Origin of the sequence: Methylocystis sp. (assembly GCF_050246715.1) — a bacterium.
In the GTDB taxonomy this organism is placed as follows: domain Bacteria; phylum Pseudomonadota; class Alphaproteobacteria; order Rhizobiales; family Beijerinckiaceae; genus Methylocystis.
Map to the genome: position 1 here is coordinate 14,359 of NZ_JBFWVN010000013.1, position 15,512 is coordinate 29,870.

The following is a 15,512-nucleotide window of genomic DNA, read 5'->3' on the forward strand; positions in this document are numbered from 1 at the left end:
ATCTTCGAGCGCTGATTATTCCGACTGGCTGGTCGGCGCTGCCTTCAGATTGAGCGCGTGCAGGTCGCGCGGCGCGCAGTTTGGAGGCAGGACGCCGGCGTCGCGGGGTGGACAAAGCCTCCGAGGCGTGGTTTGCAGAGCCGCCTGCCGCGTCGACTTCGCGCCGGCGCCAGCCACCCGGTCAGCCCCCTCCAGGCATCGCTAATACTATGATTGGACGCGCCCTTCTTGTTGCCGCTCTATCATTTTGCGCCGCCGCGTCGGCGCGCGCCGACTTTCGTCTGTGCAACAATACGAGCGCCCGCGTCAGCGTCGCCATCGCCTATACCGACGGGCGCAACTGGTTGTCGGAAGGCTGGTGGAACCTCCGGCCAAGTGTTTGCGAAACGCTTCTGCGCGGTCCGCTCGCCGCACAATATTATTATGTCTATGCCATGGACGAACGCGGCGGCGAGTGGAAGGGCAAGGCGTTCATGTGCACGCGCGACCGGGAATTTCGTATCGACGGACGAGAGGATTGTTTCGCGCGCGGATTCGACCGGACCGGATTCTTCGAGATCGACACGGGGCGGGATGCGAAGAGCTGGACGGTTCAGCTCACCGATCCCAATGCCGCGCCGACGCAATAACTTGAGCTCAGGAACGTCTTCGCCATGAGAAGGTCGCGGCGCGTCAAGATCATCGCAACGCTTGGACCGGCGACGGTCGACAAGGCGGTCATCGCGGGCCTCGTGCGCGCCGGCGCCGACGTTTTCCGCATCAACATGAGCCATACGGATCATGCGGGGCTTGCGAGCTATGTCCGGATGATCCGCGAGATCGAGAACGACATGTCGCGCGCGATCGCCGTGCTCGTCGACCTTCAGGGCCCCAAGCTGCGCATCGGCGCTTTCGAGGAAGGCTCGGTCCATGTGCGCAAGGGCGACGTCTTCGTCTTCGACAGCGATCCGAAGCCGGGCGACGCCACGCGCGTGCGCCTGCCGCATCCTGAAATCCTAGCGGCGCTCAAGGTCAATGATTCAATCCTCATCGACGACGGGCGGGTGCGGCTTCATGTCGTCGAAACTTCTCCCGAGCGGGCGCACGCCGTCGTCGACGTCGCCGGACGCCTGTCGAATCGCAAGGGCGTGAGCCTGCCGGATACGGAAATTCCGATCACCTCGATGACGAATAAGGATCGCGCCGATCTCGACGCCGCGTTGAAAGAGGGCGTCGACTGGGTCGCGATCTCCTTCGTCCAGCGGCCTGAAGACGTGATCGAGGTGAAGCAGATCACCCAGGGCCGCGCGCTGGTCATGGCGAAGATCGAGAAGCCTCAGGCGATTTCGAGGCTCGAGGATGTGATCGAGGTTTCGGACGCGCTGATGGTGGCGCGTGGCGACCTCGGCGTCGAAGTGCCGCTCGAACGCGTTCCCGGGCTCCAGAAGCGCATCAACCGTTCAGCGCGGCGCCTCGGCAAGCCAGTGGTCATCGCCACGCAAATGCTCGAGTCGATGATCCTTTCGCCCTTGCCGACGCGCGCCGAAGTTTCTGACGTCGCCACGGCGGTGTTCGAGGGCGCGGACGCGGTGATGCTGTCCGCCGAAAGCGCGGCGGGGCAATATCCGCACGAAGCCGTCGCGACGATGAGCCGGATCGCGGAAGAGGTCGAGACCGATGCGATCTATCGCTCGATCATCAACGCCCAGCGCGGCGAATTGCCCAATCCGACGTCGGCCGACGCCATCGCCGTCGCGGCGCGCGACGTTGCGCAGACGCTCCACTCGAAGGCGATCATCGCCTGGACGTCGTCCGGTTCGACGGCGCTGCGCATCGCGCGCGAACGGCCGCAGTCGCCAATTCTGGCGCTGACCCCGAAACGCGACACAGCCCGCCGACTGGCGCTGGTCTGGGGCGTGCATGCGCTCGAAACGCGCGACGCCGTCGACATCGAGGACATGGTGGGGCGCGCCTGCGAATATTCGGAGAGCGAGGGGTTCGGCGTCGTGGGCGATCGCGTGATCATCGTCGCCGGAATGCCGTTCGGCACGCCCGGCGCGACGAACATGATCCGCATCGCGCATTTGGGCGAGCAGGGCGGTCCGCCTCAAGCCTGATCCGCCAAGCGCACAGGGCGATCAGGTGAAGGGCTTCCTGATCCTGAGGAGCGTGCGCGGCACGCGTCTCGAAGGACGAGAAAGCCCTTCACCCGATTCCCCTGGCAAGCGCTGCCTAACGCGGCGCCTTGGTCATGCGCGACCGGTTCAGCGCATGATTACGCCCGCCATTCCATCATGATGGTTTCGCGCCCGGACAATGTGTTCGTCCCTCGTCCCACGCACGAAAATCCGTCGCGCTCGTAAAATCGAATGGCGCGAAGATTATCGGCATTGACGTCGAGTCGGATCACGCTCGGCGAGACATTGCGCGCGGCCGACAGCAGCGACGCCCCGAGGCCGGCGCCGAAATGGTCCGGCGCGACGCAAATCTGGTCGAGCCAACCGTCGGCCGGATTGATCACGACGAAGCCGGCGAGCGTCGATCCTCCATCGAACAGGCAAAGGGTCACCCCGCCGAGCGCCTCCAGGTCGCGAACGTGGCGCATCAGCCAGTCGCGGCGCGCGTCGAAGTCGATTTCGGGATAGGTGGCCCGCCAGGAGGCGACCCAGACATCGAGAATCGACGGCCAGTCGCCTTCGGCGCGCAGGCGCAGTTTCATCGAGACGGGCGGGGCAGGGGCGTTCACGCCTTCCTCATCACGTCGAGCAGTTGACGATGGATTGTTTCGTTGCCCGCGCATATCTCGCCCTTCGCAAGCATGTCGCCGCCTCCCGAAAGGTCGCTGACAAAGCCGCCGGCTTCGCGCACAAGCACGATTCCCGCCGCGACATCCCATGAATTGATGCCACGCTCCCAATAGCCGTCAAAACGCCCGCAGGCGACCAGTGCGAGATCGAGCGCGGCGGCGCCCATGCGCCGAATATTGGCGATCTTTCCCATCCCGGCCGCGAGCTCGCGCTTGAACGACTCGTGATCGCACGATCGCGCCAGCGGCGGAATCCCGCAGGCCACCATGGAGTCCGAAAGCGAGCGCCGCGCCGCGACCCGCATGCGGCGATTGTTGAAATAGGCCCCTTGGCCGATCTCGGCGACGAACATGTCGTCGGTGGCGGGATTATAGACGAGGCCGGCGACGAGACGGTCCTCGCGCTCCAGGCCGATCGAGATGGCGAAGATCGGAACGCCGTGGAGAAAATTCGAAGTGCCGTCGAGCGGATCGATCAGCCAGCGGTGGCTCTTGTCGGAGCCTTCGATGACGCCCCCTTCCTCCAGAACGAAGCCGTAGCCTGGGCGCGCCTTAGATAATTCTTCAAACAAGGTTTTCTCGGCGCGCCGGTCGGCGGCGGTGACGAAATCGCCCGGACCTTTCACAGAGACTTGCAGGTTCTCCACCTCGCCGAAGTCGCGTTTAAGACCGCGGCCCGCTTTCAGCGCGGCGGCGGTCATTACATTCATCAAGGCGGAGCGAATCATTCAGGGAGAGCCTAGGGGGACAGTTGCGGGGAGATCAACGCTTTCCAGCGCGGCGGGACGTTCCGAAGAACGCGGCGGGAGCCTTCAAATGCGCCAGTTTTTGTCCCAGGGCCAGTGCCTTTTTGGTTTCGCCGACAGACCCTTGCGCCTATCAGCGCATAGGGCGGCCGGCAGTGTCGCCATGTTCGGGATAACGCGTTGGCTGAGTTGAATTATCGCTTGAAGCTCAACTCAAAATAGTCGCAGAAAGCGTCAATCCGGGGACGACTGTTAACCTCATGTTAATGATTAGCGCCTTACGCTGGGCGTATCCCTTCAGTGGGATGTCCGAGTGGCTTCTTCTCCACTCGTCCTTGATGCCTCCCTGTTAAGAAGCCTTGAGAGCCGCCGTGCGGCTCTCTTTTTGTGCGCAAGGCGAGGCGCGATCCTGTTAAGGTTAAAGAAAGGCTAAGCGCGCGCGGTCCGGCCGCCTGCGTTACTGTCTGCGCATTAGAGCGCGCGGCGAAAAAGCGGGAACCGGTTTTTCGCATAGAGCGCGCTCTAAAAAACCTTGGAATCGATCACGTTATCTGCATTTGGACGAATCCGCCCAAATACGGCGTGATCTTGCGGCGCCGTCGCGCCGAACATGCGTGAGCGTCGTATGGCTCGAGTCACAGGCAGCGCCGGAGAGCAACAGCAGCCGGTCTCTTTCATCGAAAAGCTCGCGGGATCTGAAGGATTTTGCGCGCTTTTTCGCGAAGGCATGAGCCTTGTCGAGGAGGCGGCCTCCTATCTCGACGGGCAGGGGCGGTTAGAATCCAAGGAGCTGGCGAAAGCCGAAGCGCTTGCCTATGCGGCCGAAAGCATGCGGCTGACCACCCGGCTGATGCAGATTGCGTCCTGGCTGTTGCTGCAGCGGGCGGTCAATCAGGGCGAACTGACGCGTCATCAGGCGGCGAGCAATCGCCACCGTGTGAAGCTTCGCGAACAGGAGCTGGCCTCGGCCGCCGACATTTTCCAGCGCCTGCCGGAGCGCTTGCGCGAACTCTCGCTGCACTCGGTGCGCCTGCAGGCCCGGATCATCCATCTCGACCGGCTGATCTATGCGCCCGAGCCGGCGTCGGCGGAGCCCGCGCCGGCTTTCAGTCCGGTAGAACAGCAGATCGCGAAATTGCGCGCCGCGTTCAGCCAGTAATTTTCTTCAGGCGAACCAACTTGAGGCGGCGGGTCGACCGCCGCCTTTTTTATTTCTTGCCGAAAGAAAGATTGCCGAAGCGGGAGTTGAAGCGCGACAACCGGCCGCCGCGGTCGAGGAGTTGGGTCGATCCGCCCGTCCAGGCCGGATGAGTCTTGGGGTCGATGTCGAGATGCATCGTGTCCCCGTCCTTCCCCCAGGTCGAACGGGTCGTGTATTCCGTGCCGTCGGTCATCACGACCTTGATGGTGTGATAGTCCGGGTGGATGTCCTTTTTCATCGCGACGCATCCTTCCTGCGATAGAAACGACTGTAGCCCCGCGCCGCAGCGGCGCGGGGTCGGCCGATCGAAACAAGCGAATTTGACGGCGCTGATAGCGCAATGCGGACGAATCGGCAAGTTGGCCGGCGCCGCGGCGTGGCGATCACAAGTCGCAGGCGGCCGATACCGATCGGCCTTTAGCCAGGCCTATTCCGCTCAGGCCGCGAGCATTCTCTGCACTTCGGTGACGAGATCCCGCAGATGGAATGGCTTGGAGAGGATTTTCGCCTGCTTCGGCGCGTGACTGTCGGGGTTGAGCGCGACGGCGGCGAAGCCCGTGATGAACATGACCCTGATGTCGGGGTCAAGCTCGGTCGCGCGGCGCGCAAGTTCGATCCCGTCCATCTCGGGCATGACGATGTCGGTCAACAGCAGTTCGAAGGGCTCGACCCGAAGCTGATCATAGGCGGAAAGCCCATTGTCGAAGGACGTGACCGAAAAGCCGGCCTGTTGCAGCGCCTTGACCAGAAAACGCCGCATGTCGTTGTCGTCTTCGGCGAGCAGAATTCGTGCGGCCGGACTATCGTTCATCGCCATCCTCGCAGGTTTTTTGCCATATGGCCCGAGCTTCGTAAATTTCAGGTGAAACCGAGGCGGCGCCGCGCTAACGTAACGTTCGAATATAGCGGGAGGGGCCGTCATTTTCGAGCGCCTGTCCGCAGCGTCGGCGCCACTTTTAAGGCCGTTGCGGCGCGGAAATGAGAAGGGCGAATGAACGAGGGCATGCGCGAGCGGCGCGATATGAATGTGGCGGAGCCCTGCTGCGAACCGGAATTCGAGCGCGCCTTCGACATTATCGAGCCGGACGCGGTTGTTTCGCCGCTGGTTTTTTCTTCGCCGCATTCAGGCCGAATCTATCCTGCGCGCTTTCTGGCCGCGACGCCGCTCGATGCGGCGACTCTGCGCCGGTCGGAAGACGCCTATGTCGACGATCTCTTCGCCTCGGCGCCGTCGATCGGGGCGCCTCTGCTGCGGGCGCGCTTTCCTCGCGCCTATCTGGACCTTAATCGCGAGCCCTATGAACTCGATCCCAGGCTCTTTGAGGGCGCCTTGCCGGCCTTCGCCAATGCGCGTTCGCTGCGCGTCGCGGCGGGGCTGGGGACAATTCCCCGGGTGGTCGCCGACGCGCGCGAAATATATGAAATCCGGCTGTCGCTCGAAGAGGGCTTGCGTCGCATCGACAGCCTCTACAAGCCCTATCATTCGGCCTTGCGCGGCTTGATGGAGCGCGCCGCCGCCCGCTTCGGCGTCGCCGTGCTGATCGACTGCCATTCGATGCCCTCGACCGGCGCGCGCGATCCCGTGCTCGCGGCGCGGGGCGACAAGCGGCGCATCGATTTCGTCATCGGCGATCGCTATGGCGCGAGCGCTTCCACCGGCCTCGTCGACATCGTCGAGGATAGATTGCGAGGCCGCGGCTATCACGTCATGCGCAACCGGCCTTACGCGGGCGGCTTCATCACCGAACATTACGGCAAGCCCGCCGCCGGCTGGCATGCGCTGCAGATCGAAGTGTCGCGCGGTCTTTACATGGACGAGTCTACGCTCCAGAAGAACGAGCGCTTCGACGCCGTCGCCCGCGATCTCGGCGACGTGCTGGCGGCAGTGGCGCGGCAGGAAGATTTGGCCGAGATTCTGGGCGGCGAGCGACGGGCGGCGGCCGAGTAGCTGGACGACCGACCGCTCGGCCCTGGAGCTCGCATGACCGCCGTCGATTTCGAGAAATTCGTTGATCGTCTCGCCGATGTTTCGGCTGAAGCGATCATGCCCTTCTTCAGGACCGCGCTCGCCGCCGACGACAAGGCGCATGGCGGGGCCTTCGATCCCGTCACCGAGGCCGACCGCGCCGCCGAACTCGCCATGCGGCGCCTGATCGAATCGACCTTTCCGGGCCACGGCATTTACGGCGAGGAGTTCGGTCCGTTACGCGAAGACGCCGAATATGTCTGGGTGCTCGATCCGATCGACGGCACTAAGAGCTTCATCTGCGGTCTGCCGCTGTGGGGCACGCTGATCGGACTCGCCCATCGCGGGCGCCCCTGCTACGGGCTGATGGGTCAGCCTTTCACCCGCGAGCGCTTCTTCGGCGATGGCGAGGCCGCGCATTGGCGCGGTCCGGCGCGGGGGGCGGGGGGCGCGCGCGGCGCCCTCGAGACTCGCCGGCTGGCGACTCGCAGTTGTTCGAAGCTCGCCCAGGCGACGCTGATGACGACCTCGCCCCTGTTGATTGACCCGGCGCTGCGCGAAAACTTCCATCGCGTCGAGCGCGCGGCGCGGCTGTCGCGTTACGGGGGCGACTGCTACGCCTATTGCGCGCTGGCGTCCGGCCATGTCGATCTGGTCATCGAAACCAATTTGCAGCCTTACGATATTGTCGCGCTGATCCCGATCATCGAGGGGGCGGGCGGCGTCGTCACCAACTGGAGCGGCGACGCGGCGGCCCAAGGCGGGGCCATTGTCGCGGCCGGCGATCCGACGCTGCACGAAGAGGCGCTAAAGCTGCTCGGCGCCTAGATCACGCTGCGGTTAGGCGGAGTCGCCCAAGCGCAGATGAAGTGGTCGATTTCAAAAGTTTAGTGCGCGCTCTAAACTGGTAAGATCGATCGCGTTATCCAAAAGGCGTCGGGATTTAAGCGACGTAGGCTTCGCCCGGAATGAAGGCGTCGAAGGCGCGCCAGAACTGGCTGCGGAACTCGTCGCGCTCCATCAGAAGTTCGTGTTTGGCGCCCGCGATCATCGCGAGAGCGCCGCTGTCGAGGTTTTGTGCGAAGCGTTCGATCGCCGCGTTGGAGACGATCATCTCCCGCCCGCAGCCGAACATTAGAATGGCCGCGCGGAGTCTTCTGGCGTAGTCCGGCGATTCGAATGCTCTCATCAACCGAAAGGCGGCGTTGATCCAGCCGATCGTCGGATCGCCGATGGCGAGCTGCGGCGCGGCCCTGAGAATCGCCGCGTTTCGTTCGAAGCGAACCGGATCGGTCGTCAGTAAATTCCCATCAAAAGGCTTCTCGATAAAGGACGCGCCTTTCCCGCCCGGAATGTACATGCCGCCAAATCCGCACATGTCGAGCGTATCGGCGAGCCACCGCGTGGCGCGCGGAAAGCGCAAATTGGCGAGATCGATCATCGGGGCGGTCAGCACGAAACGATGAAATGGCGTTCGTTCGGAATGCGCCGCCTCGAGCATGATGGCGGCGCCCATCGAATGGGCGAGCGCGAACCAGGGCTGCGGCCGATCGCTCAATACTTGCGTGATGAACACATCGAGGTCGCGCTGATATTGCGAGAAATCGTCGATATGGCCTTTACGCCGGTCGGCGAGTTCGCGCTCCGAGCCGCCCTGGCCACACCAGTCAAGCGCGACGACGTCGAAGCCGCGCTTGCGCAAATCCTCGATCGTCTCGAAATATTTCTCGATGAATTCATTGTGGCCCTGGAACAGCGCCACCGTGCCGCGTGGCGTTTCGCGGCTGGGAAAAGCGGCGGCGCGCAATCTTCGTCCGTCCCGCGTCTTCAGCGCGTAGACAGTGGCGCCTTCAGGGACGGGATTATTGGGCGACGCAATAAGTTCTCGCATGGGGCCTCCTCGGCGCTCGAGGCCGATTCTTCACGCGAAGATAATGCATTTTGGCGTCGAGGCCGAACGGCGCGTTTTTTCAGTCGGCGCAGAAGGCGGCGAGGCGTTGCGGCTCCGCGAAGTTCAGCCTGCCGTTGACGATGGCGTCGACTTGTCCGGACGCGCCGACCAGATAGTGGAGCGGCGTGACCACGCCGCCGTCGGCCGTCGCGCCGTAGAAGGCGCGCGCGCTTTTCGCTTTCGCCACATCAGTTTTCGTCGAATTGCCGACGCGGAAGATTTTCCAGGGCAGGCCGTAGGTTTTAAACTTCGCCGCGTCCTTGGCGTAGTCGCTCGCGCGCGCCGAGACGAAGACGATGTTCCAGCGATCCGGGCAAGTCGCCGCGATCGCCTTGAAGCCTTTCATTTCGGAGAGGCAATTCGGACACCAATGCGCCCAAAGGCTCACCAGAGTCGGCCGGCCGTTCGCCAGCAGCGCGCGCAGGTCGAGCGGCGCGCCATTCGCGCCGACGAGGTCGATCTGCCGCAGCGAAGCCTTCATCTCGTTTTCGGTGGCCGAGCGCGGCGTCTGCGCGCCGATGATCTCGGCGCGCGTCGAGGCGAGCGAAGCGCAGAGCATGACGGTCAGAACAAGAGTTCGCCGCATCACAAGCGTCCTCCAAGAAAGGCGGCGCATCGGCGCGCCGCCTTTCAAATTAAGGGGTCGCGGTCAGAACTTCACGGTGAGGCCCGCGTAGAAGTTCCGGCCCATTCCCGGCACCTGGCGCACGTTTGCAAGACCCGCATTGCGACCGTAAACGAACGCATTGTACGAATAGTTCGACAGGTCGAATCCGCCGAGCGGCAGAGAGTAGAGGGCGTTCGTGAGATTGTCGACGCCAAGGTCGATGCGCATGTTGCTCCATTCGTAGGCCGCGCGCAGGTTGAGCAACGCGTAAGCGGGCGTCCTGAATTCGCCCTTGTTGGCGGAAACGTGATCCTTGGGCGCCACGAGCTGCGTTTCCGCAGCCATGCTCAACCCGCCGATCTGATGTTCGAGCGCGATGCGCGCATTGGCCGGCATCAGGTTCCACAGGCCGTCGCCTTTCTTGATCAAGAATGACGCGACGGAGCACAGACCGTTGCCCGGCAGACAATATTGCGGATTGCCGATGTCGAGATTTCGTCCATAGACGAAGCTGACGACGCCGACCGCCTGCAACCTGCCGTATTCCGGCGATTCATGCAGTTTGACTCTGCCTGAACCGTCGACGCCGTAAAGCTCCGCCTTGAAGTTACGGAACTGCATGATCTGAAAAATATAGGCGTTCCCCACGGGGAAGTTATTGAAGGTTCCGCCGGTTCTGGCGCCGTCGATGTAATTCTCGACATAGGTATAGAATGGCGAAATCCGCGCCTCCCAATTATTGGCGCCTGACATGTCTCGCCAAGCGCCGGTGATCGCCACATTGTGAGCGACCTCCGGCTTGAGATTGAGATTGCCGGTATAGCCGTTGCCGTCGCCGAACCAGTTGAACATTCCCGTGAACGCGCTGAACACCGGCCAGACATAGCGTTCATACAGATTGGGCGAGCGCGTCTTTCGCGAATAGCCGAATTCGTAAAAGCTGCCGGGCTCCGGCGCATAGCGCCCCAGCGCCGTCATGTCGAAGTTGACATCGGTGCGGGCGTGGCTCTGCACATTGAACAGATTGACCGCTCTGACATTTGGATTGCCGAAGGTGAAGGGCGTGTAGCTGCGGCCTGGACCCGTATCCATCCAAACAACGTCGTTGCGCAGGCCGATCAGGCTCGACCATTGCGGGGTCCAGCGGCGTTCCCATTCCGCGTAGGTTCCGACGCGATTGCGTTGGCCGCCGTTGATATTGATCTGGGCGAATTGCCGCGGCATGGCGGCGAAATTGGGGAAGCGGGTCAAATCGTTCGGCCAGTAGTCCTGCAGCCGAAAGCCGTGGAACTCGTTGCCGATACGAAACGTATCCTGCTCGCTGTAAGGAATTTCCGTCTTGACCGAATAGCCGAAGTCGCGTCCGAGCGCGATCATCGGATGGTTCAAGTAGAAGCGGTCCTCCAGGAATCCCATCTTGTGGAACACCTGATGCCAATAGGCGCGCGCCTCGACCGTGCCCCACTCGTAGGCGCCCTTGTAGCCCGCATCCAGCGAATAGGAGCGATTTCGCGTCATATCCATGCGCTGGTTCGGAAAGCCCTGATAGGGGATGTTCTGATAGGCGCCGCGGAAGGTGAAAAGGTGCCCGTCGTTCTGGTAGCCAAGCGTGACCGCATGGTTCTCCGAGATGAAGCTCGTGGAGAGAACTTTGTCGCCATTGCCGCCGGCGTGATAGTCGGTCCCCCTCTGCCAAGACCCGTTGTAAAGCAGGCTCCAGTGGTCGTTGGCCATATTGATGTTGGCGGACACGCCGACGCCGTTGTTGTTGCCGCGGAAGAAGGCGGAGATGGCGCCCGTCGCCAGCACCTCATTGTTTGGGCCGAAACGCAGCGTGCCCGGAACTGGAAGCGGCAGATAGGGGACGGGACCGTAGGGACTCGCCGCGACGATCGGCGAAATTGGCGCGCCAGGGCCGACGACCGCCGGAGCGGCGGGGCTCACAAACACCGGCGATATGGGGGTGACCAGAATCGATCCGCCGATCGAATCGCCGCCCTTGCTCACCGACGACACCGCGGTCACGACCTCAACCCGGCCGATTGTATTGGGATCGGTGTAGCTCAAGGGCGAATTCATGTGATTGGCGCAGGTGGATGTCGTCTGCACGCCGCCGACGAGAATCTTCAGCCGATCGTCGGCAAGGCCGCGAATCGCGGGAAGGCCCGAGACGCCGCCGCCCGTTTGCACGCTCACGCCAGGCTGATGCTCGAGAAGCTTCGCCGTATCCGTTTCGGGGGGCTTTTCCTCCACGATTTCCTTTTGCGGGACGTCGGTCTCGCCAGCCTTTTCCAGCGGCGGCGTGGATGGTGCCGCCTGTGGTCGCGCCGCGCCGACGACGATCTGGGGGAGAGACACTTGGGCCTCGGCGCTGGCGACCGACGCGAGCATGAGAGCGCAGGCGCTGGCGCCGCGCGAAAGAGCGGTGAAAGTCATGGAACAGTTCTCCTGGTCCGCCGGCGGACGGCGGTTGAAACAACGCGAATTCTTGTTTCGTCAGGAGAGGAAGGGAGGCGCGCGCGAGCGCGTTTCTCCCGGACGGCGTCTTTCTTGGGGATTGAACGACCAGGCGTCGAAATAAACCAGCGGTGTCGACGATTGCTCGACGCGCGCAATAAGCGGCTTTTGGGGAATGAACGGCGCCGTCGCGATTGGACAGGCGCCGCAATGCGCCTTTCCGCCAAGCGCGGGCAGCTCGTTTGGCGCATTATTGTCTGTCGGCGCGTGGTCGTCTACGCAGAGTTCGAATGTCGTCGATAGAGCCGCATGCGGCGCGATCGTCGCATGCATCAATGCCGAGACGACCAAAAGCGCCGCAACAAGAAAGGCGCGCACGCCCATCTGTCTCGCGTCCGTCGAGGCGGTCTTCATTGATATTCTGCGTAACATGGCGTCGCTGGATTCGTTTTTTTTGAATTTACTTGTTGCGTATTTCTTCGTTTCCCCCCGATTGGGAGGGAATTAATGCGACTGTGCGCAAATTCTTGTCCTTGTTGCAGTTGCGCAACACAAAAGCTAAAATGCATTGAATTGGCGCCCTTGAATTTTTGCTGATTTTTCTAGGGCTCCAGGGCAGTTCGACAGCTCGCCGCGCGGCGCGCGCCATCGCAGGGACCGGCCTTGCGAAGGTGTGGCGAGAGGTCGCACCGGGAGAAGAGATGACGAGTTCGGCAGATGAGGACGCGCGTGTCGTTGCAGCGATCAAAGCCGCGGGCGCCGACGCGCGATGCTGGCCGAATGCGCTTGACGAGATCGCGCGCGCCTTGAATGCGCGCTTTGCGGCGCTCCTGTTCGAAGATCGCGCTTCGGCGCTGCTGGAGCTCAAATATTCGACGCATGCGGAAAAGGCGTGGATCGTCGAATATCTGCGCAACCATCGCAAGCTAGATCCGGTCAAGGCGCGCGTGTTGGCCGAGATTGGGATCGGCCGGGCGTTCTCCTCGGAAGATTTCGTTCCACTCAAGGCGTTTCACCGCAGCAGCGCCTATCAGCGCTGGATGGCGCCTTTCGGACTTGCGGATGTAATCGGCGGCGTCATTCACCGATCCGAGACGGGCGTTTGTTTGTTCGTCGCGTTTCGTGACGAACGGGCTGGCGTGGCGGACGCTGGAGCGAAGATGCGTCTGGGCGACTTTTTGCCACCGCTTGCAGGCGCGATCGCGCATCACACGCCGGTATCAGACACATCCGCGCTGGCGGAATTGTTCGACGAGCTGACGCCGCCCGTGCTTGTCGTCGACAGCAAGATGCGCATCGTGCACAGAAATCGCAGCGCGGACGACATGCTCGGCGAAGGCGACGCGCTTGCGGTCGTCGGCGACACGCTGACGGTGCGCGATCCACGCGCCAAGGAAGCTTTGGAGCGCGCGCTCGCCAGCGTCGGCGGCGCCGACGCCGAAGCCTTCGCAATCATGGTGAAGCGCGGCGAGTCGCGCTGCTGCGTGATGCATGTGCTGCCGCTGGCGAATGGGCTCTCGGCGCTGTTCCTGCGCCGCCTGGAGCCCGTCGCGGACGACGGCGGCGCGGTGGCGGCGGAACTTTTCGGACTCACCGCGCGCGAGAGTTCGGTGCTGCTGGCGATCGCCGAAGTCGGCGGGGTCCCGGCCACGGCGCGCGCCCTCGGCCTGAGCGAGGGAACCGTCAAGGGCTACCTCAAAAGCATTTTCCAGAAGACCGGCGCGACCCGCCAGGCTGATCTGGTCAAGCTCGTGCTTGCGCTGGAATCGCCGTTCCGCGCGCCGGAGCGCCATTCGCTGCCGGCCTGAGACCTTCCGCGCCACATCGCCGCCGCCCCTTGAACGACGCTTTCCCGCTTCCTAGATCGTGGCTAGCGCGGGCCGTAACGGACGCGCGAAGAGGCGCGGCGCGGTCACGCAAGCGCGCCGCATGTCGCTCAACTGGAGGATATGTCATGCGTCAGTTCGATCTCTCTCCGCTGTATCGTCAGACCGTCGGCTTCGACCGTCTGTTCAATCTGCTCGATCAGGCCAGCGGTTTCGAGACGTCACAAAGCTACCCGCCCTATAACATCGAGCGCACCGGCGAAAACGCCTATCGCGTGACGCTCGCGGTTGCGGGCTTCTCGCGCGACGAATTGTCGGTCGAGACCAAGGAAAACACCCTGTCCATCAAAGGTTCGAAAGAGTCGGCGCAGCCCGCCGACGGCCGCGAAGTCCTGCATCAGGGCATCGCCGCGCGGGCCTTTGAGCGTCGGTTCCAGCTCGCCGACCATGTCGTCGTGACCGGCGCGAGCCTCGTCAACGGCTTGCTGCATGTCGACCTCGTGCGCGAGATTCCGGAGGCGCAGAAGCCCCGCCGGATCGACATCGGCGTTAGCGCGCCCTCCGCGAAGATCGTCGAGTCGAAGGCCGCGTAACGACGAAAAATCAGGAGTGAGAGTGAGAGGCGCCCCTCGCGGGCGCCTTTTTCGTTATCCGCCCGCCTCAGGTTTCGCGGCGTCGTCAGGCGCGGTCGCCGAGCCATTCGCGGCCGGAACCGGGGGCGCCGATGCGGCGGCGGGCGCCACGATCGTCGTCCCGCTCGAATCCTTCGGCGGCACGATCGCCCGACGCGTCGAGGCGGCGCGCGCGGCCGCCGCGCGCCGCGCAGGCGCGCTTCGCTGCGCTGAGGCGGCGGGTATTGCCGGCGACTGCGCCGCAGATGAGGCCGCACCCCTGTCGGGAGCCTTCTCGGCGACTGCGGCGGCCTGCGACGGCGCGGGGGCGGCTGCCGACGACGTGACCGACTGAGATTCCGTCGCGGCCGTCGCGGGCAGGTCGGCCGCTTCCTTCGCGGCGTTCTTCGCCGGCGCGGCGACGCCAGCGTTCGCAGACTTCTCAACCGAGTTCGCGTCAGTTGGAGGACTCTTGGCGTCAGCAGGGGAGTCCTGCGCCGCAGTAGGCGACGCCGATATTGCCGGCGGCACGATTGCGCGCGAGGTCTTCGAAGACGCTCCAGATTTGGCGGCGGCGGCGCGGCGCTGGACCGGCCCGTCGGGCGCGCTGTTTAGCCTCGCGCCACCCGGCGCCTGCGGCGCGCGATCCGCCTCGGGGTCTCGCCCATTGTCGAAACCGGGAACGATCGGTCCTGGACCAATCGGGCCTGGACCTGGAGCGCCGGCCATCGGCGGCGCATAGGGCGCTCTGCGGCTCGGCAGCGGTCCGAGCCGGACCGCGCGCAATATCCGCCCCTCATAGGGATCGATGATGAAGCGCATCTCGCCCTCGCGTCGACTGACGCCGGTCGCGACGATCTGATCGCCACGACGACCGAGCGGTCCGACCAATTGAAAGCCCGTGCGCCCGAGAATGGAAGCGACGGCGGGACGGGAGGCGAAGGCCGGCGGTCCCTCGCCGGGAATCTGGTAGTGGAAGACATTGGCGAAGGGCCGGAAGAAAAACTGGGCGAAGGCGTGCTGCGGAGCGGACGCGCTCGCCGCCAGCGCCAACGCAAACGCGAGCCCCGCTTTCCTATCGAATGACCGCATTGATTTTCCCTTGTTCAAGCCCTCTCGGTCGCTGGCGGGATGCTCTGACAACAATGCGGCGAGCGTTGGACTGGCGAGGCGCCCAAGGAGCGTTCAAAGCGCGTCGGATTGCTTGTCACTTCAGCGCAAATCTGGCAGTAAGTTAGCCCCCAGATATGTCAGCGATACTGACCTTAAAATGGGGCTCGCTGGTGCAAACCATTGTTTCATCTAGGTGGTCAGCGCTCGACAGGACGCAGTCGCCCAGATGAACTGGAAGGGCTTGCAAGG

The 15,512-nt window shown here is 63.4% G+C and carries 16 protein-coding genes; 7 read left to right on the plus strand and 9 right to left on the minus strand.

Annotation, left to right across the window (positions count from 1 at the left end; translation table 11 throughout):
- Window positions 1-209: 209 nt before the first annotated feature.
- Both AB7I51_RS06670 and pyk read left to right on the plus strand, forming a co-directional pair.
- Entirely contained in the window at window positions 210-629 is a 420-nt protein-coding gene (locus AB7I51_RS06670) for a DUF1036 domain-containing protein (RefSeq protein WP_428403608.1), read from the plus strand.
- Between the two features lie 24 nt (window positions 630-653).
- Window positions 654-2,096, plus strand: a complete 1,443-nt coding sequence (gene pyk, locus AB7I51_RS06675; protein ID WP_428403609.1) for a pyruvate kinase — start codon at window positions 654-656, stop codon at window positions 2,094-2,096.
- 158 nt (window positions 2,097-2,254) lie between these two features.
- On the opposite strand, the gene AB7I51_RS06680 is transcribed toward pyk, so the two are convergent.
- Both AB7I51_RS06680 and AB7I51_RS06685 read right to left on the minus strand, forming a co-directional pair.
- The gene (locus AB7I51_RS06680; RefSeq protein WP_428403610.1) at window positions 2,255-2,725 is read right to left on the minus strand and encodes a GNAT family N-acetyltransferase; all 471 of its coding nucleotides are present in this window, start codon (window positions 2,723-2,725) and stop codon (window positions 2,255-2,257) included.
- Window positions 2,722-3,513: an inositol monophosphatase family protein gene (locus tag AB7I51_RS06685; RefSeq protein ID WP_428403611.1), complete on the minus strand. Its 792-nt coding sequence runs from the start codon at window positions 3,511-3,513 to the stop codon at window positions 2,722-2,724. Before AB7I51_RS06685 ends, AB7I51_RS06680 begins: the two co-directional genes overlap by 4 nt.
- Window positions 3,514-4,156: 643 nt before the next feature.
- On the opposite strand from AB7I51_RS06685, the gene AB7I51_RS06690 reads away from it, so the two are divergent.
- On the plus strand, window positions 4,157-4,690 hold the full coding sequence (locus AB7I51_RS06690) for a DUF1465 family protein (RefSeq protein ID WP_428403612.1): 534 nt from the start codon (window positions 4,157-4,159) through the stop codon (window positions 4,688-4,690).
- Window positions 4,691-4,739: 49 nt separating this feature from the next.
- Here the strand turns inward: AB7I51_RS06690 and rpmE are convergent, their stop codons facing one another.
- Both rpmE and cpdR read right to left on the minus strand, forming a co-directional pair.
- Window positions 4,740-4,970 (minus strand): 50S ribosomal protein L31, encoded by a 231-nt coding sequence (gene rpmE, locus AB7I51_RS06695; protein ID WP_409979448.1) that lies wholly within the window; start codon window positions 4,968-4,970, stop codon window positions 4,740-4,742.
- Between the two features lie 198 nt (window positions 4,971-5,168).
- Window positions 5,169-5,543, minus strand: a complete 375-nt coding sequence (cpdR, locus tag AB7I51_RS06700; RefSeq protein WP_428403613.1) for a cell cycle two-component system response regulator CpdR — start codon at window positions 5,541-5,543, stop codon at window positions 5,169-5,171.
- A 180-nt stretch (window positions 5,544-5,723) separates the two neighbouring features.
- Here cpdR and AB7I51_RS06705 point away from each other — a divergent pair, with 180 nt between their 5' ends.
- Window positions 5,724-6,680, plus strand: coding sequence for an N-formylglutamate amidohydrolase (locus tag AB7I51_RS06705; protein WP_428403614.1), 957 nt, complete (start codon window positions 5,724-5,726; stop codon window positions 6,678-6,680).
- 33 nt (window positions 6,681-6,713) lie between these two features.
- A complete protein-coding gene (hisN, locus tag AB7I51_RS06710) occupies window positions 6,714-7,526 on the plus strand; it encodes a histidinol-phosphatase (RefSeq protein WP_428403615.1) in 813 nt (270 codons plus the stop codon).
- Window positions 7,527-7,641: 115 nt separating this feature from the next.
- Here hisN and AB7I51_RS06715 read toward each other — a convergent pair whose 3' ends face one another.
- From AB7I51_RS06715 to AB7I51_RS06730, 4 genes are all read right to left on the minus strand, one after another.
- Complete coding sequence (locus tag AB7I51_RS06715) at window positions 7,642-8,589, minus strand: alpha/beta fold hydrolase (RefSeq protein WP_428403616.1); 948 nt, start codon at window positions 8,587-8,589, stop codon at window positions 7,642-7,644.
- A 79-nt stretch (window positions 8,590-8,668) separates the two neighbouring features.
- A complete protein-coding gene (locus AB7I51_RS06720; RefSeq protein ID WP_428403617.1) occupies window positions 8,669-9,235 on the minus strand; it encodes a TlpA family protein disulfide reductase in 567 nt (188 codons plus the stop codon).
- 63 nt (window positions 9,236-9,298) lie between these two features.
- The gene (locus tag AB7I51_RS06725; protein WP_428403618.1) at window positions 9,299-11,692 is read right to left on the minus strand and encodes a TonB-dependent receptor; all 2,394 of its coding nucleotides are present in this window, start codon (window positions 11,690-11,692) and stop codon (window positions 9,299-9,301) included.
- Window positions 11,693-11,752: 60 nt separating this feature from the next.
- Window positions 11,753-12,127: a hypothetical protein gene (locus AB7I51_RS06730; protein WP_428403619.1), complete on the minus strand. Its 375-nt coding sequence runs from the start codon at window positions 12,125-12,127 to the stop codon at window positions 11,753-11,755.
- 287 nt (window positions 12,128-12,414) lie between these two features.
- Between AB7I51_RS06730 and AB7I51_RS06735 the strand changes: the two genes are divergently transcribed.
- A complete protein-coding gene (locus AB7I51_RS06735; protein ID WP_428403620.1) occupies window positions 12,415-13,521 on the plus strand; it encodes a LuxR C-terminal-related transcriptional regulator in 1,107 nt (368 codons plus the stop codon).
- A 146-nt stretch (window positions 13,522-13,667) separates the two neighbouring features.
- On the plus strand, window positions 13,668-14,132 hold the full coding sequence (locus AB7I51_RS06740) for an Hsp20 family protein (protein WP_428403621.1): 465 nt from the start codon (window positions 13,668-13,670) through the stop codon (window positions 14,130-14,132).
- A 54-nt stretch (window positions 14,133-14,186) separates the two neighbouring features.
- On the opposite strand, the gene AB7I51_RS06745 is transcribed toward AB7I51_RS06740, so the two are convergent.
- Window positions 14,187-15,242 carry a hypothetical protein gene (locus AB7I51_RS06745; RefSeq protein ID WP_428403622.1) on the minus strand — a complete coding sequence of 352 codons (1,056 nt, stop codon included), beginning with the start codon at window positions 15,240-15,242 and terminating at the stop codon, window positions 14,187-14,189.
- Window positions 15,243-15,512 lie beyond the last annotated feature (270 nt).